24 protein-coding genes are annotated in these 19,891 nt (G+C 54.9%); 9 read left to right on the forward strand and 15 right to left on the reverse strand.

Going from position 1 to position 19,891, the window contains the following annotated elements; all coding sequences use genetic code 11:
- The first annotated feature begins 9 nt into the window (after positions 1 to 9).
- Positions 10 to 1,875: a 1-deoxy-D-xylulose-5-phosphate synthase gene (dxs, locus tag ACETPC_RS22565; RefSeq protein ID WP_380184703.1), complete on the forward strand. Its 1,866-nt coding sequence runs from the start codon at positions 10 to 12 to the stop codon at positions 1,873 to 1,875.
- Between the two features lie 84 nt (positions 1,876 to 1,959).
- A complete protein-coding gene (locus tag ACETPC_RS22570) occupies positions 1,960 to 2,934 on the forward strand; it encodes an aldo/keto reductase (RefSeq protein WP_380184704.1) in 975 nt (324 codons plus the stop codon).
- A gap of 67 nt (positions 2,935 to 3,001) precedes the next feature.
- On the opposite strand, the gene pgpA is transcribed toward ACETPC_RS22570, so the two are convergent.
- From pgpA to nrdR, 6 genes are all read right to left on the reverse strand, one after another.
- On the reverse strand, positions 3,002 to 3,499 hold the full coding sequence (gene pgpA / locus ACETPC_RS22575; RefSeq protein ID WP_380184705.1) for a phosphatidylglycerophosphatase A: 498 nt from the start codon (positions 3,497 to 3,499) through the stop codon (positions 3,002 to 3,004).
- Positions 3,492 to 4,463 carry a thiamine-phosphate kinase gene (thiL, locus tag ACETPC_RS22580; protein ID WP_380184706.1) on the reverse strand — a complete coding sequence of 324 codons (972 nt, stop codon included), beginning with the start codon at positions 4,461 to 4,463 and terminating at the stop codon, positions 3,492 to 3,494. The genes pgpA and thiL overlap by 8 nt, the downstream gene beginning before the upstream one ends.
- 54 nt (positions 4,464 to 4,517) lie before the next feature.
- Complete coding sequence (gene nusB, locus ACETPC_RS22585) at positions 4,518 to 4,937, reverse strand: transcription antitermination factor NusB (protein ID WP_380184707.1); 420 nt, start codon at positions 4,935 to 4,937, stop codon at positions 4,518 to 4,520.
- A 16-nt stretch (positions 4,938 to 4,953) separates the two neighbouring features.
- Positions 4,954 to 5,424, reverse strand: a complete 471-nt coding sequence (gene ribE / locus ACETPC_RS22590; protein ID WP_380184708.1) for a 6,7-dimethyl-8-ribityllumazine synthase — start codon at positions 5,422 to 5,424, stop codon at positions 4,954 to 4,956.
- A gap of 89 nt (positions 5,425 to 5,513) precedes the next feature.
- Positions 5,514 to 6,614, reverse strand: coding sequence for a bifunctional diaminohydroxyphosphoribosylaminopyrimidine deaminase/5-amino-6-(5-phosphoribosylamino)uracil reductase RibD (ribD, locus tag ACETPC_RS22595; RefSeq protein WP_380184709.1), 1,101 nt, complete (start codon positions 6,612 to 6,614; stop codon positions 5,514 to 5,516).
- 3 nt (positions 6,615 to 6,617) lie between these two features.
- The gene (nrdR, locus tag ACETPC_RS22600) at positions 6,618 to 7,067 is read right to left on the reverse strand and encodes a transcriptional regulator NrdR (RefSeq protein ID WP_380184710.1); all 450 of its coding nucleotides are present in this window, start codon (positions 7,065 to 7,067) and stop codon (positions 6,618 to 6,620) included.
- Between the two features lie 186 nt (positions 7,068 to 7,253).
- Between nrdR and lysM the strand changes: the two genes are divergently transcribed.
- The 3 genes from lysM to ACETPC_RS22615 all read left to right on the forward strand — a co-directional run bounded on the left by lysM (position 7,254) and on the right by ACETPC_RS22615 (position 8,938).
- Positions 7,254 to 7,694 carry a peptidoglycan-binding protein LysM gene (gene lysM / locus ACETPC_RS22605; protein WP_380184711.1) on the forward strand — a complete coding sequence of 147 codons (441 nt, stop codon included), beginning with the start codon at positions 7,254 to 7,256 and terminating at the stop codon, positions 7,692 to 7,694.
- Between the two features lie 6 nt (positions 7,695 to 7,700).
- Positions 7,701 to 8,258, forward strand: a complete 558-nt coding sequence (locus tag ACETPC_RS22610; protein ID WP_380184712.1) for a DUF3251 domain-containing protein — start codon at positions 7,701 to 7,703, stop codon at positions 8,256 to 8,258.
- A gap of 455 nt (positions 8,259 to 8,713) precedes the next feature.
- Complete coding sequence (locus tag ACETPC_RS22615; protein ID WP_380184713.1) at positions 8,714 to 8,938, forward strand: hypothetical protein; 225 nt, start codon at positions 8,714 to 8,716, stop codon at positions 8,936 to 8,938.
- A 170-nt stretch (positions 8,939 to 9,108) separates the two neighbouring features.
- On the opposite strand, the gene dinQ is transcribed toward ACETPC_RS22615, so the two are convergent.
- From dinQ to queA, 6 genes are all read right to left on the reverse strand, one after another.
- Positions 9,109 to 9,192 carry a damage-inducible type I toxin DinQ gene (gene dinQ, locus ACETPC_RS22620; protein ID WP_380184731.1) on the reverse strand — a complete coding sequence of 28 codons (84 nt, stop codon included), beginning with the start codon at positions 9,190 to 9,192 and terminating at the stop codon, positions 9,109 to 9,111.
- 495 nt (positions 9,193 to 9,687) lie between these two features.
- Positions 9,688 to 10,656, reverse strand: a complete 969-nt coding sequence (secF, locus tag ACETPC_RS22625; RefSeq protein ID WP_380184714.1) for a protein translocase subunit SecF — start codon at positions 10,654 to 10,656, stop codon at positions 9,688 to 9,690.
- 10 nt (positions 10,657 to 10,666) lie between these two features.
- Positions 10,667 to 12,514, reverse strand: a complete 1,848-nt coding sequence (gene secD / locus ACETPC_RS22630) for a protein translocase subunit SecD (protein WP_380184715.1) — start codon at positions 12,512 to 12,514, stop codon at positions 10,667 to 10,669.
- Between the two features lie 27 nt (positions 12,515 to 12,541).
- Positions 12,542 to 12,874 carry a preprotein translocase subunit YajC gene (gene yajC / locus ACETPC_RS22635; RefSeq protein ID WP_380184716.1) on the reverse strand — a complete coding sequence of 111 codons (333 nt, stop codon included), beginning with the start codon at positions 12,872 to 12,874 and terminating at the stop codon, positions 12,542 to 12,544.
- Between the two features lie 24 nt (positions 12,875 to 12,898).
- Positions 12,899 to 14,023, reverse strand: a complete 1,125-nt coding sequence (gene tgt / locus ACETPC_RS22640; RefSeq protein ID WP_380184717.1) for a tRNA guanosine(34) transglycosylase Tgt — start codon at positions 14,021 to 14,023, stop codon at positions 12,899 to 12,901.
- A gap of 94 nt (positions 14,024 to 14,117) precedes the next feature.
- On the reverse strand, positions 14,118 to 15,188 hold the full coding sequence (queA, locus tag ACETPC_RS22645; RefSeq protein WP_380184718.1) for a tRNA preQ1(34) S-adenosylmethionine ribosyltransferase-isomerase QueA: 1,071 nt from the start codon (positions 15,186 to 15,188) through the stop codon (positions 14,118 to 14,120).
- 138 nt (positions 15,189 to 15,326) lie between these two features.
- Here queA and ACETPC_RS22650 point away from each other — a divergent pair, with 138 nt between their 5' ends.
- The 3 genes from ACETPC_RS22650 to ACETPC_RS22660 all read left to right on the forward strand — a co-directional run bounded on the left by ACETPC_RS22650 (position 15,327) and on the right by ACETPC_RS22660 (position 17,229).
- Positions 15,327 to 15,914: an ACP phosphodiesterase gene (locus tag ACETPC_RS22650; RefSeq protein WP_380184719.1), complete on the forward strand. Its 588-nt coding sequence runs from the start codon at positions 15,327 to 15,329 to the stop codon at positions 15,912 to 15,914.
- 340 nt (positions 15,915 to 16,254) lie between these two features.
- Complete coding sequence (locus tag ACETPC_RS22655; protein WP_380184720.1) at positions 16,255 to 16,857, forward strand: peroxiredoxin C; 603 nt, start codon at positions 16,255 to 16,257, stop codon at positions 16,855 to 16,857.
- A gap of 168 nt (positions 16,858 to 17,025) precedes the next feature.
- Entirely contained in the window at positions 17,026 to 17,229 is a 204-nt protein-coding gene (locus ACETPC_RS22660) for a hypothetical protein (protein ID WP_380184721.1), read from the forward strand.
- A 117-nt stretch (positions 17,230 to 17,346) separates the two neighbouring features.
- Here ACETPC_RS22660 and ACETPC_RS22665 read toward each other — a convergent pair whose 3' ends face one another.
- The 3 genes from ACETPC_RS22665 to ycgZ all read right to left on the reverse strand — a co-directional run bounded on the left by ACETPC_RS22665 (position 17,347) and on the right by ycgZ (position 18,355).
- Positions 17,347 to 17,595 carry a biofilm/acid-resistance regulator YmgB/AriR gene (locus ACETPC_RS22665; RefSeq protein WP_380184722.1) on the reverse strand — a complete coding sequence of 83 codons (249 nt, stop codon included), beginning with the start codon at positions 17,593 to 17,595 and terminating at the stop codon, positions 17,347 to 17,349.
- Positions 17,596 to 17,640: 45 nt separating this feature from the next.
- On the reverse strand, positions 17,641 to 17,934 hold the full coding sequence (locus ACETPC_RS22670) for a hypothetical protein (RefSeq protein WP_380184723.1): 294 nt from the start codon (positions 17,932 to 17,934) through the stop codon (positions 17,641 to 17,643).
- A gap of 175 nt (positions 17,935 to 18,109) precedes the next feature.
- Positions 18,110 to 18,355 carry a regulatory protein YcgZ gene (gene ycgZ / locus ACETPC_RS22675; RefSeq protein WP_380184724.1) on the reverse strand — a complete coding sequence of 82 codons (246 nt, stop codon included), beginning with the start codon at positions 18,353 to 18,355 and terminating at the stop codon, positions 18,110 to 18,112.
- 268 nt (positions 18,356 to 18,623) lie between these two features.
- On the opposite strand from ycgZ, the gene ACETPC_RS22680 reads away from it, so the two are divergent.
- A complete protein-coding gene (locus tag ACETPC_RS22680) occupies positions 18,624 to 19,871 on the forward strand; it encodes a histidine-type phosphatase (RefSeq protein WP_380184725.1) in 1,248 nt (415 codons plus the stop codon).
- Positions 19,872 to 19,891: the final 20 nt, after the last annotated feature.

Genomic DNA, 19,891 nt, shown 5'->3' on the forward strand with positions numbered 1-19,891 from the left:
GAGTCTCTGATGAGTTTTGATACTGCAAAATACCCGACGCTGGCGCAGGCCGCTTCGGTACAAGAATTACGTTCGCTTCCTAAAGAGAGCCTGCCAAAACTCTGTGACGAGCTACGACAGTATTTACTCGACAGCGTCAGCCGCTCCAGCGGCCATTTTGCCTCTGGGCTGGGCGTGGTGGAACTGACCGTTGCCCTGCATTACGTCTATAACACGCCTTTTGACCATTTGATCTGGGACGTGGGCCATCAGGCCTACCCGCATAAAATTCTGACCGGCCGTCGCGATCGTATCGGCACCATCCGCCAGAAAAACGGCCTGCATCCGTTTCCGTGGCGTGACGAGAGCGATTACGATGTGCTGAACGTCGGCCACTCCTCTACGTCGATCAGCGCCGGACTGGGTATGGCGGTCGCAGCGGAAAAAGAAGGCAAAGGTCGTCGCACCGCCTGCGTAATCGGCGATGGCGCCATTACCGCCGGTATGGCTTTTGAAGCAATGAACCACGCGGGCGATATTAAATCCGATCTGCTGGTGGTGCTGAACGACAACGAAATGTCGATTTCAGAAAACGTTGGCGCGCTGAACAACCGCCTGGCGCAAATCCTTTCCGGCAAAACCTACTCACGGCTGCGTGAAGGCGGCAAAAAGGTACTGACCGGGCTGCCGCCGATCAAAGAGCTGGTCAAACGCACTGAAGAGCACCTGAAAGGCATGGTAGTCCCGGGCACGCTATTTGAAGAGCTGGGCTTTAACTATATTGGCCCGGTTGATGGCCACGATGTGCTGACGCTGGTGCAGACGCTAAGGAATATGCGCGAGCTGAAAGGCCCGCAGTTCCTGCATATCATGACCAAAAAAGGCAAAGGCTACGCGCCGGCAGAGAAAGATCCGATTAGCTGGCACGCCGTGCCTAAATTCGATCCGGCCAGCGGCCTGCTGCCGAAAGCGGTGGAAGGCCTGCCGAGCTACTCCAAAATTTTTGGGCAGTGGCTGTGCGAAACCGCAGCAGAGGATAAAAAGTTGATGGCGGTAACGCCAGCGATGCGCGAAGGCTCCGGCATGGTCAGCTTTTCGCGCGACTATCCGGCGCAGTATTTTGACGTGGCGATTGCCGAACAGCACGCGGTGACTTTCGCCGCAGGCCTGGCAATTGGCGGCTACAAACCCGTTGTCGCTATCTACTCGACCTTTTTACAGCGCGCTTATGACCAGCTGATCCACGATGTGGCGATCCAGAAGCTGCCCGTGCTGTTTGCTATCGATCGCGGCGGCATCGTCGGCGCGGATGGCCAGACCCATCAGGGCGCTTTCGATATCTCTTTCCTGCGCTGCATCCCGAACATGGTGATCATGACGCCGAGCGACGAGAACGAATGCCGCCAGATGCTTTATACCGGCTATCACTATGGCGCTGGCCCAAGCGCGGTGCGCTACCCTCGTGGAACGGGAACCGGCGCGGAACTTCAGCCGCTGGCGTCGCTGCCGTTGGGTAAAGGCGTGGTGAAGCGCGAAGGCGAAAAGCTGGCAATTCTTAACTTCGGCACATTATTACCGGAAGCGGCAGCCGTTGCAGAATCGCTGAACGCCACGCTGGTAGATATGCGCTTTGTGAAGCCGCTGGACGAGGCGCTGATCCTGGAGCTGGCCGCCAGCCACGAGGCGCTGATCACGCTGGAAGAAGGCGCGATCAAAGGCGGCGCGGGCAGCGGCGTAATCGAAGCGCTGATGGAGAAGCGCGTGCTGGTGCCGGTACTGAATATCGGTCTGCCGGACGAGTTTATTCCGCAGGGCACCCAGGAAGAGATCCGCCACGATTACCAGCTGGATGCCGAAGGCATTGAGCAGCAAATTAAGCGCTGGCTGACGCTGTAACACCGCACTATGCTCCCCATCCGGGGAGCCTTTCACCTGCTATGCTTAGGCCTTTGCGCCTTTTCAACATCAGCAGGAGCTAGCATGAAGACCCTTCAGTTAGGCAACACCGATCTTACCGTTTCCCGTTTATGCCTCGGTTGCATGACCTATGGCGAACCCGACCGTGGTCGTCATCCCTGGACGCTGCCGGAAGAGAGCAGCCGCCCGCTGATTAAACAGGCGCTGGACGCCGGAATTAACTTCTTCGATACCGCTAACAGCTACTCGGATGGCAGCAGCGAGGAGATCGTTGGCCGCGCGCTGAAAGATTACGCTCGCCGGGAAGAAATTGTGCTGGCGACCAAAGTCTATTTCCCGATGAGCAACCTTTCTGGCGGTCTTTCCCGCGCCAATATTATGCAGTCGATTGATGACAGCCTGCGCCGTTTAGGCACCGATTATGTCGATTTATTGCAGATCCATCGCTGGGATTACAACACGCCGCTGGAAGAGACGCTGGAAGCGCTACATGACGTGGTTAAAGCAGGCAAAGCGCGCTATATCGGCGCTTCCTCCATGTATGCCTGGCAGTTCGCTAAAGCGCTTTACACCGCCGATCGCTACGGCTGGACAAGATTTGTCAGCATGCAGGATCAGTACAACCTGATCCAGCGTGAAGAAGAGCGTGAAATGTATCCGCTGTGCCTGGCGGAAAATATTGCCGTGCTGCCATGGAGCCCGCTGGCTCGCGGCCGCCTGACGCGTCCGTGGGGCGAGGCCACCGCGCGTACCGCATCTGATGAATACGGCAGCACGCTCTATGCGCAAAGCGAAGAAAATGACGGCGCCATAGCGCAGCGCGTGGCGGATATTGCTGAAGCACGCGGCGTCAGCCGGGCGCAGATCGCGCTGGCATGGCTGCTGGCTAAACCTGTGGTAACGGCTCCGATTATCGGCGCGTCGCGTTCTGAACAGCTAGCCGATTTGGTCAAGGCGGTAGATATTGAACTGACGCAGGAAGAAATCGCCGAGCTGGAAAAAATCTATCAACCGCATCACGTGGTAGGATTTGAATAAGCTTTAACCAGCGTTAAAAATCAAAAAGGGCTGCGACAGAAATCTCGCGGCCCTTTTTACTGCACCTTCAGGCCGACAGCGCCAGATGGTGCCCGGCGTAATAAAGGATCCCTGCTGAAAGGATCCCTGCGACGATATCATCCACCATAATGCCCATGCCACCGTGCACGTTGCGGTCGAACCAGCGGATTGGCCACGGCTTCCACATATCCAGAATGCGGAAAATCACAAACCCGGCCAGCACCCATTGCCAACTATTTACCGGGATCGCCATCAGCGTAATCCACATCCCGATAAATTCATCCCAGACGATGCTGCCATGATCGTGTACACCCATATCCTTAGCGGTGCGATGACACAGATAAACACCGATACAGATGCCAAACATTACCAGCAGCGAATAGATATCCGATGGCAGGAAAGACATCAAATACCAGAAAGGGATGGCCGCCAGCGATCCCATGGTTCCCGGTACTATCGGGCTAAGTCCGCTACCAAATCCCGTTGCCAGCAGATGCCAGGGATTGCTCATTTTCAGGCGGCGTTTCGCCTCTCGCTTATCCAAAATGGTCAAATCCTTTCAGGTTACGCTCTACCGGCTTACCATTTTCTAACAGCACCAGACCTTCGGACTGCGGCGCCAGTTGACCGACACAGGTAAAAGGCACGCCGTAATGGCCCAGCGCCACATCCAGCGCGCCACGATTGATTTCCGGTACGGTAAAGCAAAGCTCGTAATCTTCACCGCCGCTCAGCGCCCAGGTCAACGCCTGTTCCGGCTCGAAATGGCTTTTCATTACGCCCGACAGCGGCAGCGCGTCCAGATTCAGGCGGGCACCGCAGCCGCTGGCTTTGAGGATATGGCCCAGATCAGAGATTAAGCCATCGGAAATATCAATAGCCGCGCTCGCCAGATCGCGCAGCGCCTGACCTTGCAGAATGCGCGGCATCGGCCGTAGATGGCGCTTGATCAACGCTTCGTGCGCGGCGGGATCGTTAATTTTTATATGGTGCTGTAACAGCGCCAGCCCGGCCGCGCTGTCACCCAGCGTACCGGTGACATAAATCCAGTCGCCCGGACGAGCGCCGGAGCGTTTCAGCGCCCTGCCCTGTGGTACCAGGCCGTGGATGCCCAGCGTCAGGCTCAGCGGCCCACGCGTGGTGTCGCCGCCAATCAGCTGCATATTGTAGTAGTCCAGCAGCTCAAACAGGCTGTCGCTGAACTCTTTAATCCAGGCTTCGTTGACTTCCGGCAGCGTCAGCGCCAGCGTTAACCAGGCGGGATCGGCGCCCATGGCGGCCAAATCGCTGAGATTCACCGCCAGCGCTTTATAGCCGAGATCGGCCGGATGAATATCCCGCAGAAAATGGATGCCCGCCACCAGCGTGTCGGTGCTGATCGCCAGCGTCTGTTTTTCCGGCAGGTTCAGGAGAGCGCAGTCGTCGCCGATGCCTTTTTCCACATCGCGACGAGAGCTGGTTACGCGATCAAAATAGCGCGTGATAAGTTCGAATTCGCCACATGCCATAATGCTTTCCAGCAGAAAAAAGAAAGAAGGCCGGATAAAACCGGCCTGAGAGGATTACTTCTTGTTGGGGCGGATTTGCGGTGCGGCTTTATCCAGCACGCCATTGACGAATTTATGGCTGTCTTCGGCGCCGAACACTTTAGCCAGCTCAATCCCCTCGTTGATAGCAACTTTATAGGGAACATCGGAGCGCTTGCTCAGCTCGTACAGCGAAATGCGCAGAATCGCTTTCTCTACCTGGCCCAGCTCTTCGAGCTGGCGAGAGAGATAAGGCTTCATCAGGCCGTCCAGGTACGCGCTGTTGGTCGCAACGCCGCCCAGCAGCTCGCGGAAATAGCTGATATCAACGTCTTTGACGTCTTGCTCCGCCAGAAACTGGTATTCGACATCGGAAATGTCGTTTTTGGACAACTGCCAGGAGTAAAGCGCCTGGACAGCGCATTCACGGGCGCGGCGACGAGCAGCAGGTTTCACAAAATTCCCCTTAAAATCAGGCTTTGATGGCTTTCAATACGTTAATCATTTCAAGTGCGGTTAAGGCCGCTTCTGCGCCCTTGTTGCCCGCTTTGGTTCCGGCGCGCTCAATGGCCTGCTCGATGTTTTCGGTAGTCAGAACCCCAAAAGCAACCGGAATATCGCTGTTCATAGCGACGCTGGCCAGGCCAGAGCTGGCTTCGCCAGCAACATATTCGAAGTGAGCGGTGCCGCCGCGGATCACGGTGCCCAGCGCTACTACCGCGTCGTGCTTGCCGGATTTCGCCAGCGCGCGCGCCGTCATTGGCATCTCGTAGGCGCCCGGCACCCAGATAACGGTGATGTTTTCATCTTTTACCTGGCCGATACGCTTCAGCGCATCGAGGGCACCGCTCAGCAGGCTGTCGTTGATAAAGTTGTTGAAACGCGCAATAACAATGGCCACGCGCGCATCAGGAGTAGCAACAGCAGCTTCAATAACGTTCATAATCTTCCTTTCAGGGTTTGTTATGGCCCCGCAGGGGGGCGGATTCTATCACACTCTTTAACGCTCTGCTTCCGCTTTTCTGCAGGGCGCTATCGCGGCGTCAGCGTCAGGCGCAAATCGGGCCCAACCTGACGACTATCGCTGAATATAAAGGCCGGTGCTTCAGCAAGTTGTGCTAAAGCAGGCAGATGGCACAAACCGCGTGCGTTATCGCCTAATAATTTAGGGGCGAGGTAAACAATCAGCTCGTCTACCACGCCCGCGGCCAACAGTGCACCAGCCAGTTTGGCGCCAGCCTCTACCCACACGCTATTGATTTGGCGGCGGCCCAGCAACATCAGCAGAGAAACCAAATCGGTCTGTCCGTTTAGCTGCGGTACGGTGAACTGCTCAACGTTATCCGGCCAGCTAAGCTCGTCTGGCTGTCGACGCGCCAGCCAGGTCTCGCCTGGTTGGGCAATCAGCCGATGCTGCGGCGTCACGCGATTATTACTGTCGATCACCACTCTGACCGGCTGGCGTAAATCCTGCTGCGCATAGTTGGCCTGCGTATCCCGGCTTAGCTCATCCCAGCGTACCGTAAGAGAAGGATCGTCTGCCAGCACCGTGGCGCTGGTGGTCAAAATGGCTGAGCTCTGCGCCCGCAGCCGCTGCACATCTCGTCGCGCTTCCGGCGAGGTTATCCACTGGCTCTCGCCGTTCGCCATCGCCGTACGGCCATCCAGCGATGCGCCCAGCTTCAGCTGCAGCCAGGGAAAGCCGGTACGCATCCGTTTGAGAAATCCCCGGTTCAGCGCTTCCGCTTCCTGCATCATCAGCCCGTGGCTGACTTCAATGCCGGCCTGCTGTAAACGATAAAGCCCGCGCCCGGCTACTTCCGGATTCGGATCCTGCATAGCGGCGACGACACGGGCAACGCCAGCGGCAATCAGCGCATCGCAGCAGGGCGGCGTACGGCCATGATGGCTGCATGGCTCCAGCGTGACATAGGCTGTGGCACCGCGGGCTTTCTCGCCCGCCATACGCAGCGCATGAACTTCGGCGTGCGGCTCACCAGCGCGGAAATGGTAGCCTTCGCCAACGATTACGCCATCGCGGACTATAACGCAGCCTACATTGGGATTGGGCGTTGTGGTGAAGCGGCCGCGCCTGGCAAGCTCCAGCGCGCGCGCCATATAGATTTCGTCCATTGCTTAATCCTGTAGGCGGGCGATCTCTTCGCCAAATTCGCGGATATCTTCAAAACTGCGGTAAACCGAGGCGAAGCGGATATAGGCAACCTTATCCAGTTTTTTCAGCTCGTCCATCACCAGATTGCCGATCATCTTGCTCGGCACTTCGCGCTCGCCGGTGGAACGCAGCCTGCTTTTAATATGGCTGACGGCGGTTTCAACATCGTCTGAGCTTACCGGCCGTTTTTCCAGCGCCTTCATAATGCCGCTGCAAAGCTTGTCCTCGTTAAAAGGCTCGCGGATATCGTTGCTTTTAACGACCCGTGGCATCACCAGCTCAGCAACTTCAAAAGTGGTGAAGCGCTCGTGGCACACCAGGCACTGACGGCGACGGCGCACCGAGGTTCCTTCCCCCACCAGGCGGGAATCGATAACTTTGGTATCCACAGCAGAACAGAACGGGCAATGCATGATGCTTCCTGATGATCCTGGAAAATTAGGCACAGTGTAGCGCGAAGTGACGATCAACAAAATATCAGGCCGCCCTTTTGCATTGCTTTAGCCGCCTGTAAACGGCCTACTCCTGATTCTTCCGCTATAATAACGAAACGCGAACGCGTCATTTACTTTCGAATACAGGGATTAACCGGAGGAGATATGGGTTTATTTAGTTTTGTAAAAGAAGCGGGCGAAAAATTATGGGATTCCGTCAGCGGCGCTGGCGAAGATCAGAGCGCGAAGCTGAAAGACTACCTTCACAAGCTGGGCCTGCCGGGCAGCGATAAGGTCGATGTTAAAGTAGACGGCGACAAGGCCAGCATTAGCGGCGACAGCATTTCTCAGGAGCTGAAAGAGAAAATCCTGGTCGCGGCAGGTAACGTTGCCGGTATCACCCATGTTGAAGATAACGTGAAGGTTGAGCAGGCCGGAAACGAAGCAAAATTCTATACGGTGAAAAAAGGCGATACGCTGAGCGCTATCTCGAAAGAGGTATACGGCGATCCAAACAAGTACAATCAAATCTTTGAAGCAAACAAACCTATGCTGTCTGACCCGAATAAAATCTATCCGGGCCAAACCTTACGTATTCCTCAGTAGGCATCTATGGCGGGATATCTTAAGAAAGCGTTTTTACTGCCAGCCGTGGCGCTATTAGCCAGCTGCGCTTCGCCGCAGCAGCAGCCGCAGATCAATAAGCTGCATAACCAGGTGGGCAAGCTAAACACCGAGATGCAGCAATTGACCGAGCAGGCTACCGCGCTGACCCGGCAAAATAGCCTTAACAGCAACTCTACCCAGGGCGCATGGCTGCTGCCAGCCACTAATACGGCTGTGCCGTTGCAGAGCCAGCTGGGTGAAGTGAGACTATCGTTAAGTCACGTGGAAAGTGAGGCTAACGGCACGCGAGCAATACTGCATATTCGTTCCGCAGCGGATAACAGCCTGCCAGCTTTTACCGCTACTGTGGAATGGGGCGAGCTGGATCCCACGACCGGCAAGCCGCTTCAGGTCGACAGCCAGAGCCAGAGTTTCAGCGTAGCGGCTTCACTGCTGCCGCGTAGCGAAGTAACGGTGCCGCTGCGCCTGAGTAACCTGCCGCCGGAGCAGTTGGGCTACGTGCGCGTACACGATCTGGTCGCACAAACCCCGCCTGCGCAATAAGTTTGTTATAGCTGTCAAAAAGCGCCGTAAATACGGCGCTTCAGACTGCTGACAAAGCTAAAAAAGCTCAGGTGAACATCTGTTTTTTTACAGCAACTCCGCAGCTTTATGGCGGCAGAGGCTGAGCGGATAAGCGGACCGTTTGGCGCATGGACGCGCCAACCGAGCCTACATGGAAGTATTTACGGCGTGTCCGTGTTCCGATCTGCCTCTGTTGCCCTGTCACTGATATAAACGCGACCAGGGATTTGTCATCAATCTCAAGCGCCGCGAATACGGCGCTTTTTTTAACTTGTTCATATGCATTACCTGGGCAAACCACCTCTTCTTACCTGGCCGATTAGCCGATATCCGCGCTTATTCCGCTTTTTTATACTCCTTGATAAAGCTGCCGCGCGCAGCCGATGGCTTTATTCCGTTAACTGTTTTGCTGATATAACGAAGAGGTCAGGTATATGGCGAAATATATGGTGCAGTCGATTCAATCCGGAACCCATCCTAAAATTACCTACTATCGTGCGCAGTCCGCCCATCCCAGTCATAGTGAGTCTGGTGCTTTTACAGAAGCGGCCATCACGCATTATGTGGCAAAATTCGGCGTCGACAGAAGCACGGTGGAAAAAGGGAGCTATAAGAGCGATCAGGGTGTGCCGACCGGTGGCCAGGTAGAAAAGATTTAAGGTAAAAAAGCGCCGCGAATGCGGCGCTTCAGACTGCTCAAAACAGGCTCACTATAAACAGATAAGCGTATACAGGCAGTAAAAGAAATCGTTCTGAATTTATACCGAATATTTTCTCTGTTAAAGGGCAGGAAGCGGTTAACCTCCTACCCTTAGCTACGTTTCCGCTGTTACTCCATTAACTGGAGGATATAGCGAATCAGCTCCAGGAGCGCGATAAGCGCGCCCAGAACGATGATTGCTTTATCAATCATCCGTTTTTCCTTTAAAAAGGAAGCGAGAACCGCGCCGCTTACTCATCCAATGCCTGTCACGACGTGTACTCAATGTTAGATAAGAGCGTCCTCACTCCGGCCAGAGCACTGAACCCAGCACCACCTGTAATCCAGCCAGGACTTAAAAATCTTCCGGAAGAACCGGCAAGAACGCTACAGAGCTAACAGCGGTATTATACGTATTATGTCATTCGTCTAAAGCTGGTTTACAAACGCTTGACGCTAGTCAATTGACACTTTGTGACCGTCGCCCTAATATTACGGCGTTAGATAAGAGCATCCTCACTTCGGCCAGAGCTACCAACTCAGTGCTGAAAAATAAAAGCCTGATTTTACCAGTCAGGCTTTTTTGCATTTGTAGCATCGGAAACGCGTCTGTGCGAAACGATTGAGTAAACGATGCCAGTACCCTGACTGTATATACACTATAAAAAAAGCGCCGCGAATGCGGCGCTTTCCTGTATAGCGAACAGCTTAAGGCAGGATCGAAGGCTGGTCGGCGCCCTCTTTCTCCACCTTCTGCTGTAGCAGATGCTCGCGCTTCATCCCCAGTTTCAGCGCCAGCGCTGAAGCCACGTAGATGGACGAAACGGTCCCGATGGAAACGCCGATCAGCATGGTCAGCGAGAAGCCTTCCAGCAGCGCACCGCCAAAGATAAACAGCATCAACACCACTACCAGCGTAGTGGCGGAAGTCATAATGGTACGGCTCAGTGTCTGCGTCAGCGAGACGTTGAAGATTTCGTAAGGCGTGCCGCGACGGATCTTGCGGAAGTTCTCACGGATACGGTCCGATACCACGATGCTGTCGTTCAGCGAGTAGCCGATCACCGACATCAGTGACGCGACAATGGTCAGGTCAATCTCAATATGGAACAGAGAAAGGATGCCCATGGTAATAATCACGTCATGCGCCAGCGCCAGCACCGCGCCTAACGCCAGTCGCCACTCAAAGCGGAAACCGACGTAAACCAGAATGGCGATCAGCGCCACCAGCAGCGCCATGCCGCCGGTCTGCGCCAGATCGCTGCCCACGCTCGGGCCGACAAACTCAATGCGCTTGACGGTGCCGTTCTGCGCCGTTGCCTGGTTAATAATGCTGACTACTTTATTGCCCAGCTCCTGGCCCGCATTGCCTTCGTGCGGCGACATCCGCACCAGCACATCACGGCTGCTGCCGAAGTTCTGCACCTGCGGATCGGTAAAGCCCGCTTTCTCCAGCGCGCCGCGCAGGTTATCCAGCTCGGCCGGTTTCTCCAGGGTAATTTCAATCACCGTACCGCCGGTGAAATCCAGACCCCAGTTAAACCCTTTAACGCCCATGATCACAAAAGAAGCGATCAGCAGCAGGCCGGAAAGGGTAAAGGCCAGCTTGTCCCAGCGCATAAAGTCATGAACTTTACGGCCGTAGTTTAATTGTTCAACGCTATAATCCTGTGCCACAACGCACTCCTCAAATAGACAGCTTGTTGATGCGTTTACCGCCGTACAGCAGGTTGACGATGGCGCGGGTACCGACGATAGCGGTAAACATCGAGGTCACAACACCGATTGCCGTGGTGATAGCGAAGCCCTTGATGGATCCCGTGCCGACGGCGTAAAGGATAATAGCCGTGATCAGCGTGGTGACGTTGGCGTCGATGATACTCGAGAACGCGCCGCTGTAGCCTTCATGAATAGCCTGCTGGACAGAACGCCCGTTTTTCAGCTCTTCTTTGATACGCTCGTTGATCAGCACGTTGGCATCGACCGCCACCGCCAGCGTCAGTACGATACCGGCAATGCCTGGCATGGTTAGCGTAGCGCCTGGCAGCAGCGACATAATGCCCACGATCAGCACCAGGTTAGCCACCAGCGCGGTAGTCGCGATTACGCCAAACTTACGGTAGTAAACCACCATAAAGACGATAGAGGCGATCAGGCCCCACAGGCAGGCTTCCAGACCCTGAGTAATGTTCTGCGCACCCATGGTCGGGCCAATGGTACGCTCTTCCACGATCTGGATTGGCGCAATCAGCGCGCCCGCACGCAGCAGCAGCGACAGCTGACGCGCTTCGTTCGGATTGCTGATACCGGTAATGCGGAAGCTGTTGCCCAGACGCGACTGGATATTCGCCACGTTGATCACTTCTTCCTGCTTCGCCAGGATAGCGCGGCCGTTGGCGTCTTTCTTGCCGCTGTCTTTGTACTCGACAAACAGCGTTGCCATCGGTTTGCCGATGTTATCCTTGGTGAAGTTGGACATGATGTTGCCGCCCGCGCTGTCCAGCGAGATATTAACCTGCGCCTGGTTGTACTCATCCATGCTCGACGTGGAGTCAGTGATGTGGTCGCCGGTCAGGATTACGCGCTTGTACAGCGTGACTGGCTGGCCGTCGCGGGTATTTTTCACTTCGGAATCGCCCGGCACGCGGCCATTGGCAGCGGCGGTTGGATCGACAGAAGTGTTAACCAGACGGAACTCCAGCGTAGCGGTCGCGCCCAGAATCTCTTTCGCGCGCGCCGTGTCCTGGATGCCTGGCAGTTCGACCACGATGCGGTCAGAGCCCTGACGCTGTACCAGAGGTTCAGCTACGCCCAGTTGGTTAACACGATTACGCAGGATAGTGATGTTCTGCTGCACCGCGTATTCACGCGCTTCACGCAGACGGTCATCCGACATTACCGCACGCAGCAGATTACTACCGCTGGCGTTGATCACCAGATCGCGATGGCGGCCAGTCAGATAGCTGACGGCATCGTCACGCGCCTGTGCGTCGCGGAAACGAATTTCCAGACCGTAATTATCGGTTTTGCGCACGTTGGCATAGGGAATGTTTTTATCGCGCAGATCGCTGCGGAGGTTATCGATATTCTGTTCCTGAAGCTTGCCCAGGGCAGTATCCATATCGACTTCCATCAGGAAGTGAACGCCGCCGCGCAGATCGAGACCGAGTTTCATCGGCTCTGCGGCCAGTATGCTCAGCCAGGTCGGCGTAGCGGGTGCGAGGTTAAGCGCGACGACATAGTCTTCGCCCAGCACTTTGCTGATAGCGTCGCGGGCGCGCAGCTGCACGTCGCCGTTAGCGAAGCGCGCCATAATAGCGCCGTTTTCCAGCGCGATGGATTTGCTCTGGATATTCTCTTGTTTTAAAGCATTCTGGATCTGATTCAGCGTCTGCTCACTGGCGGCGCTTCCGCGCGCGCCGGTGACCTGAACAGCCGGATCCTCACCATACAGGTTGGGAAGCGCATAGAGCAGACCGACGATAAGCACGACGATCAGCATAATGTACTTCCACAAAGGATAACGGTTTAACACGGCAGTTCCCTTAGGGAAAACAAAAAATTACAGCGCCTTCATCGTACCTTTCGGCAGAACGGCAGCCACGAAATCACGTTTGACCACAACTTCCGTGGTATCGTTCAGTGCGATAGCTACGTAGCCGGTTTCCGCCACTTTAGTTACGCGTCCAACCAGGCCGCCGGTGGTCAGCACTTCGTCGCCTTTGGAGATCGAGTCCATCAGTTTCTTATGCTCTTTGGTGCGCTTCTGCTGCGGACGCAGGATCATGAAATAGAAGATCAGACCAAAAACCACCAGCATGATGACCAGCGAATACGGGCTTCCCTGTGCTGGAGCCCCAGCGGCTGCCACTGCGTCAGAAATGAACAAGCTCATTAATTTTCCCTCATTGATTAATTATCAGACAGTTAACGGCGGAACCGCTTTGCCCGTCCGCGCATAGAAGTCGGTAACGAAGTGCTCTAATTTACCCTCTTCAATAGCCTTACGTAAACCAGCCATCAGGCGCTGGTAATAGCGCAGGTTATGAATAGTGTTGAGACGAGCGCCCAGAATTTCGTTGCAGCGATCCAGATGATACAAATAGGCACGGCTGTAGTTGCGGCACGTATAGCAATCGCACTCTGCATCCAGCGGCGCCGTATCGTCTTTATGTTTCGCGTTACGGATTTTCACTACGCCATCGGTAACAAACAGATGGCCGTTGCGGGCGTTACGGGTAGGCATAACGCAGTCGAACATATCGATGCCGCGACGCACGCCTTCAACCAGATCTTCCGGCTTGCCGACGCCCATCAGATAGCGCGGTTTGTCCTCAGGGATCTGCGGACAGACGTGCTCCAGAATGCGGTGCATATCCTCTTTTGGCTCGCCGACCGCCAGGCCGCCCACAGCGTAACCATCAAAGCCGATCTCTACCAGCCCTTTTACCGAGACATCTCGTAAATCTTCGTAAACGCCGCCCTGAATAATGCCGAACAGCGAATTTTTATTGCCCAGTGAATCAAAGCGGTCGCGGCTGCGCTGCGCCCAGCGCAGCGACATTTCCATCGAGCGTTTAGCGTAATCCCAGTCGGCAGGATATGGCGTGCACTCGTCGAAGATCATCACGATATCGGAACCGAGATCGTACTGGATCTCCATCGATTTCTCGGGATCGAGGAAAATCTTGTCGCCGTTGATCGGGTTACGGAAATGCACGCCCGCTTCGGTGATCTTGCGGATATCGCCCAGGCTGAACACCTGGAAGCCGCCGGAGTCGGTCAGGATTGGTCCTTTCCACTGCATAAAATCGTGCAGATCGCCGTGCAGCTTCATAATCTCCTGGCCAGGACGCAGCCACAGATGGAAGGTATTGCCGAGGATAATCTGCGCGCCGGTATCCTGCACTTCTTCCGGCGTCATGCCTTTTACGGTGCCGTAGGTGCCCACAGGCATAAATGCCGGGGTTTCTACGACGCCGCGCTCAAAAACAAGACGGCCGCGGCGCGCGCGTCCATCGGTAGTATCTAATTCAAACTTCACGTTGCCTCCACCAGAGAAACAGTCTGATGATCAAGAGATAACCACCGCCCGAAAGCGATGCGTATAACGGCCGTACGAAACCGGCCGCGAAAATTTATTTGCCGACCTGCTCGTTAACAGCCTGCGGATTGCGGGTAATAAACATGGCATCGCCGTAGCTAAAGAAACGGTATTTCTCCGCTACCGCCTGCTCATAAGCGTGCATGGTATTGCGATAGCCCGCAAAAGCGGAAACCAGCATGATCAGCGTTGACTCCGGCAGATGGAAGTTAGTGACCAGCGCATCGATCACCTGGTACTCATAGCCGGGATAGATGAAGATTTTTGTATCGTCGAAGAAAGGCGCGATTAACGCATCTTTCGCTGCCGCCGCCGCGCTCTCTAAAGAACGAACGGAAGTTGTGCCCACTGCGACGACGCGATTACCGCGCGCTTTACAGGCCAGCACCGCATCCACTACTTCCTGCGGCACCTCGGCATATTCAGCATGCATAATGTGATCTTCAATGCTGTCCACGCGCACCGGCTGGAAAGTGCCCGCGCCTACGTGCAGCGTAACGAAAGCGGTTTCAATGCCCTTCGCCCGCAGCGCTTCCAGCATTGGCTCGTCAAAATGCAAGCCAGCCGTCGGTGCGGCTACCGCGCCGGGACGTTCGCTGTAAACGGTTTGATAGAGCTCACGGTCGGCGTCTTCGTCAGGACGATCGATATAGGGCGGCAGCGGCATATGGCCGACCGCCTCCAGGATATCCAGCACGGCGCGCTCATCGTCAAAATGCAGCTCGAACAGCGCATCGTGACGGGCAACCATAGTGGCTTTGACGCTCTCATCGTCGCCAAGCAGCAGCTCTGCGCCAGGCTTAGGTGCCTTAGAGGCGCGGATATGCGCCAGTACGCGACGCTCATCCAGCATGCGTTCGACCAGCACCTCGATTTTTCCACCGCTGGCTTTGCGACCAAAAATACGGGCCGGAATAACGCGCGTATTGTTGAACACCAGCAAATCGCCCGGATTAAGCTTATCCAGTAAATCGGTGAACACCCCGTGGGTCAGCTCGCCGTCCGGCCCGTTAAGGGAAAGCAGACGGCATCCGCTGCGCTGGGCCTGCGGATAGTGGGCAATCAGAGATTCGGGCAATTCAAAAGAAAAATCGGCAACGCGCATGATCAGTCACTGTCAGGGAAATCAGGGCGCACATTCTAGCTGAAAACCCGCCGATTCTGAACCATTCGCCGCATCTATCGGTTAAACCGCTTGCTAACGCAGATGTGAAGTGAGGAGATAAGGCGGTATACTGCCCCGATGAACTTTCTTGCTCACCTTCACCTTGCGCGGCTGGCCAACAGCTCCCAGCTTGGCAACCTGATGGCAGATTTCGTTCGCGGCAACCCGCGCGATGTCTGGCCTGACGAGGTCGCCGCCGGAATTTTGCTGCATCGCCGCATTGACGTTATGACCGATGCGCTGCCGGAAGTCCGCCTGGCGCGCAGCTATTTTCGCGCTGAAACATATCGCGTCTCGCCCATCGCGCTGGACGTGATCTGGGATCATTTTTTGTCACGCCACTGGGATAAAATCGTGCCGGAAAAGCGGCTTCCTGAATTTTTGCGGCAGTCGCGAGCGGAAATCGAACCGCATTTGTCCCTAACGCCAGAGCGCTTCCAGAATCTCAATCGCTATTTGTGGCGCGATCGCTGGATGGAGAAATATGCCGACGCGCCCTATTTGCAAAACGTTTTGAGCGGCATGGCCAGCCGCCGGCCGCGCCTGATGGCGTTGGCGGATTGCTATCAGGATTTTGTGGATAATTATCAAAGACTCGAGGTGATTTTCTGGCAGTTTTATCCGCAGATGATGGTGAAAGCGCAGCGGAATTCGCTCTGGCCGTAAGCGGAGCTGAGGTGATGACAAAATATGCAAGTGCCGGCTCAGAAGAGCCTGTGACTTCCGCAAAGACGCAAAAAGCACCGTCCGTGCTAGCTCAGTACGGGCCGTCCATGGCCCGTAATGCTTTGCTCCAGTCACAGGCTCTTCATCGCTTTAGGTTTGGCAGCAATCTGAGGGCTTGCCCTTTGGCAGAAAATAGCTATTGTATGAGGCCGCCTTGAATAAACCCATTTTTTGACAGGCTGAGCCTATCAGAGAAATCGGCGCTTCACGCTGGTTTGTACACAGACGTCGCCCCTATACTGGCGGCCGTTTCCTTTAATATATCCTTACAGGAGTGACTATGGTTCTGGTAACTCGTCAAGCCCCTGATTTCACAGCCGCAGCCGTACTGGGCAACGGTGAAATCGTAGAAAACTTCAACTTTAAAAAACACACCGCTGGTAAAGCCACCGTTGTGTTCTTTTGGCCAATGGACTTTACCTTCGTTTGCCCTTCTGAGCTGATCGCTTTCGACAAGCGTTACGAAGAGTTCCAGAAGCGCGGCGTGGAAGTTGTCGGCGTTTCTTTCGACTCCGAGTTCGTACACAACGCATGGCGTAAAACCCCAATCGATAAAGGCGGCATCGGCGAAGTTAAGTACGCGATGGTTGCTGATATCAAACGCGAAATCCAGAAAGCTTATGGCATCGAGCATCCGGAAGCAGGCGTTGCGCTGCGCGGCTCTTTCCTGATCGACAAAGCGGGCGTGGTTCGCCACCAGGTTGTTAACGATCTGCCGCTGGGCCGTAACGTAGACGAAATGCTGCGTATGGTTGACGCGCTGCAGTTCCACGAAGAGCACGGTGAAGTTTGCCCTGCGCAGTGGGAAAAAGGCAAAGAAGGTATGGGCGCTTCTCCGGACGGCGTGGCTAAATACCTGTCTGAGAACGCTGGCAAGCTGTAATCCAGTTATTGCTACAATAAGCTCGCTTCGGCGGGCTTTTTTTTATGGGGGAAAGTGACGTCCTAAGCATTTAATGCGGGAACACCAGGCTAAATATCCAGCAAAAGTGTACCGGCAATGGCGGGCTGTGTTAACCTGTTGTCAGGTACAGCTTAAAGAGGGAAGAAAGTGCCCAAAAAAGAGCAGGCGTATTCTTCAGAAATCTGTGCCCTTATCGGCAGAGCCGTCGCGGAACTGCTGGCGGACGGTGAACCGGTAGGTAGACACAACATCCTGATTCAACTTCAAAAATATAGCGCGCAGGCCAGCGATGAGCAGGCGCAGGATCTTATCGAACGAGCCTTTCGTTCCCTACTCGAACGTTTCCACTAACAATCAGATTCGCAGCAACGTCCCGATAACAGGCCCTCAGTCGAGCCTGGGTTTTTCGTGGCTGAACCGTGACAAGCGAGCCTGAAACCGATCCGGCACGTTGCTGCCCTTCTTTTTTTATGCGTCGTCCGGCGTACGGGCGACCACCACTTCCAGCGCCTGGCGGAAGATATCCAGCTGGACGACATCGGAGGTGTTCTCCAGCTTTTCAATCAGCTTCAGGATGATCGCTTTGTTGGTGACGTAGCCGCCAGCAGCAACGATTTCTCTTATCACCGCGCCAATAACTTTAGTTTCCTGAGCCAGTAAATCGCCTTCCCCCTGAAAATGTTCCAGGATCGCGGACTCTGAAGAGTGCTGCTGCATAATATTCGCCTTTGTAAAGGGCGGGAACTTCCCACCTGAATTGACTCAATGTTTTTTGGTGCCGTCCGGCGGGCCTTCGCTGGTAAAAAGATGCGTCACGTTATCCATATCGCGGATCTCATGCGTATAGCGATTGCTACCAGACTTAATGTTGTTACGGACGTCGAGAATCGCCTGTTTGCAGGCACGATGCCTGGCGGCGCTTTTCTCTACGGCGGCCATCGCCTGCAGCTGACGGATCAGCGCAGCGTTGTTAATGGCGGCGTCGCTTTTCAACAGCGCCAGTACCGCTTCGCCCAGGATAATATCAATCAATTTTTCTTCGTCGTTTCTGTACATACCAGCTTCTCTGAATCAGTGATGTGGACACATAGCAATGGCCACAATTCCCGGTGGCAAACTCTGGGCACGCCAGAACTGCCTGTACCGCCGGTAAAAAAACCGGACAGGAAAGCAGGCCGGGCCGAGCAGAAAAGTGACGAACGTCTGGTAATCATTGTCCAGGCTTTGAAAATCAGTCCTCACGACCAAACAGCATACCGATTAAGTCATGATAGTGCTTTTCCTGTCCGGCATCTGAGGCCAGCTCAAGGCGTCTCAGCAGTTTCGAACAGATCGCCTTACGATTAATATTTTTACCAGAACGCAGAATCTCCACCACAATCTGCCCCAAAGTCTCTTGTTGAGAGGGCATCATTGCTTCACTGAAGTAACGACTGATATCGTCTTCAGTTTTCGGGTTAGATCCATCCTGACGCATACAGCCCCCTTCAGTCGGTAGGTTAAAACGTGTTTAAATATTTCTGCGCTTAAGTTAACCACTTTTGTTAAATCTGTACAGCTATTTTGAATTTGTACAGGTCATTTTTTTGTAGCAAAAAGTGCTGTCAGCAGTTTATTCCTCTGTATGAATGCTTTTTGAGAGGGAAAACCAGGTTTGCCAGCCGGGAATAGCCTTATTGCCCTGCTCATTCGCCTAAATAATAACCACCGTAATGATTACGCTAATCTCCCTGAGGAAAGTAAGGATGTACAACTTTTTAACGCCGTTCACGCTGCTAATTCTTGCAGTAATCAGCGGCCTTAACACCACGCCAGCATGGGCCTCAACGGATTACATGCTGGAAAAAGCAGTGGAAATAAGCCGACACGGCGTCCGTCCGCCTTCTGCCGATAACCGCCAGGCTATTGAGAAAGGGTCCGGGCGCGCCTGGCAAAGCTGGCTGACGGCAGACGGTGAACTGACCGGCCACGGTTATACGGCGGTCTGGCTAAAGGGCCGTTATCAAAGCCGCTATTACCGTCAAAAGGGTTTACTTAAAGACGGCTGCCCTGGCGAACGCGATTTTTATCTGCGCGCCAGCCCGATGCAGCGAACCCGTGCCACGGCTCAGGCGCTGGCGGAAGCGGCTTTTCCAGGCTGCAGCGTGACAGTCCATTCTGCTGAGCAATCCGATCCGCTTTTTCACTATCCCAAAGGCAAAGCTACTCTGGCGGAAGCCGAAACCAATCGTCAGGAAGCACTGCAGGCGATGGGCGGCAGTCTGGCGATGGCACAGCAACGTCTGGCGCCGCAAATCGCTGCCCTTAAGCAGGCCGTTTGCCAGACCGGGATCCCCTGCCCTGCTTTCAGCCAGCCCTGGCGACTCAGGATCTGGTCAAACGGCACTGTCGGCATCGAAGGTCTGGATACGCTGGCCGCGATGGCGGAAACGCTACGGCTGGAGTGGAGCGAAAATAAACCGCTCGGCCAGGTGGCTTTCGGCAAGGTCAATAGCGAGGCGGCCCTGGTAAAGCTGCTGCCGTTACTCAGCTATAAATATGATTACACCAATGATTTGCCAACGCCATCCAGTCGCGGCGCTTCGCTGCTGATGAGCCAGATTGCCGGGGAGTTAAGCCTGAACAGCCCAAAAAGCGACTCTGCGCCGCCGGACGTACGCTGGCTGCTTTATGTTGCTCACGACATCAATATCGCCTGGCTGCGCACTATGCTGGATTTCCACTGGCAGCAGGCCGACTATCCGCCCGGCAACATTCCGCCAGGCGGCAGTCTGGTATTCGAACGCTGGCGGCATCATGACCAGCGTTTTGTCCGCATCTATTTTCAGGCACAAAGCCTCGCGCAGCTGCACGATTTAACCCCGCTCGACAAAGAGAACCCGCCGTTGCTGACCGAACTTAAATTCCCCGGCTGTGAGCAAACCGCCGTAGGCACGCTTTGTCCTTATCAGGCGGCTATGCAGCGTATTGAGAAGAATATCCGGGCACTTTAACTATGCCGGAGGCGCACGCT

The sequence above is a fragment of the Pantoea sp. sgz302252 genome (assembly GCF_042610525.1).
Classification (GTDB): domain Bacteria; phylum Pseudomonadota; class Gammaproteobacteria; order Enterobacterales; family Enterobacteriaceae; genus Erwinia.

What these genes read in the sequence shown, in the direction of transcription:
- ACETPC_RS22670 (WP_380184723.1), bottom strand. Translation starts at nt 17,934, where the DNA reads ATGTACAGAAACGACGAAGAAAAATTGATTGATATTATCCTGGGCGAA.
- dxs (WP_380184703.1), top strand. Translation starts at nt 10, where the DNA reads ATGAGTTTTGATACTGCAAAATACCCGACGCTGGCGCAGGCCGCTTCG.
- dinQ (WP_380184731.1), bottom strand. Translation starts at nt 9,192, where the DNA reads ATGATTGATAAAGCAATCATCGTTCTGGGCGCGCTTATCGCGCTCCTG.
- ACETPC_RS22655 (WP_380184720.1), top strand. Translation starts at nt 16,255, where the DNA reads ATGGTTCTGGTAACTCGTCAAGCCCCTGATTTCACAGCCGCAGCCGTA.
- ycgZ (WP_380184724.1), bottom strand. Translation starts at nt 18,355, where the DNA reads ATGCGTCAGGATGGATCTAACCCGAAAACTGAAGACGATATCAGTCGT.
- ribD (WP_380184709.1), bottom strand. Translation starts at nt 6,614, where the DNA reads ATGGACGAAATCTATATGGCGCGCGCGCTGGAGCTTGCCAGGCGCGGC.
- ACETPC_RS22680 (WP_380184725.1), top strand. Translation starts at nt 18,624, where the DNA reads ATGTACAACTTTTTAACGCCGTTCACGCTGCTAATTCTTGCAGTAATC.
- ACETPC_RS22570 (WP_380184704.1), top strand. Translation starts at nt 1,960, where the DNA reads ATGAAGACCCTTCAGTTAGGCAACACCGATCTTACCGTTTCCCGTTTA.
- nrdR (WP_380184710.1), bottom strand. Translation starts at nt 7,067, where the DNA reads ATGCATTGCCCGTTCTGTTCTGCTGTGGATACCAAAGTTATCGATTCC.
- lysM (WP_380184711.1), top strand. Translation starts at nt 7,254, where the DNA reads ATGGGTTTATTTAGTTTTGTAAAAGAAGCGGGCGAAAAATTATGGGAT.
- yajC (WP_380184716.1), bottom strand. Translation starts at nt 12,874, where the DNA reads ATGAGCTTGTTCATTTCTGACGCAGTGGCAGCCGCTGGGGCTCCAGCA.
- ACETPC_RS22650 (WP_380184719.1), top strand. Translation starts at nt 15,327, where the DNA reads ATGAACTTTCTTGCTCACCTTCACCTTGCGCGGCTGGCCAACAGCTCC.
- ribE (WP_380184708.1), bottom strand. Translation starts at nt 5,424, where the DNA reads ATGAACGTTATTGAAGCTGCTGTTGCTACTCCTGATGCGCGCGTGGCC.
- thiL (WP_380184706.1), bottom strand. Translation starts at nt 4,463, where the DNA reads ATGGCATGTGGCGAATTCGAACTTATCACGCGCTATTTTGATCGCGTA.
- ACETPC_RS22610 (WP_380184712.1), top strand. Translation starts at nt 7,701, where the DNA reads ATGGCGGGATATCTTAAGAAAGCGTTTTTACTGCCAGCCGTGGCGCTA.
- ACETPC_RS22665 (WP_380184722.1), bottom strand. Translation starts at nt 17,595, where the DNA reads ATGCAGCAGCACTCTTCAGAGTCCGCGATCCTGGAACATTTTCAGGGG.
- queA (WP_380184718.1), bottom strand. Translation starts at nt 15,188, where the DNA reads ATGCGCGTTGCCGATTTTTCTTTTGAATTGCCCGAATCTCTGATTGCC.
- ACETPC_RS22615 (WP_380184713.1), top strand. Translation starts at nt 8,714, where the DNA reads ATGGCGAAATATATGGTGCAGTCGATTCAATCCGGAACCCATCCTAAA.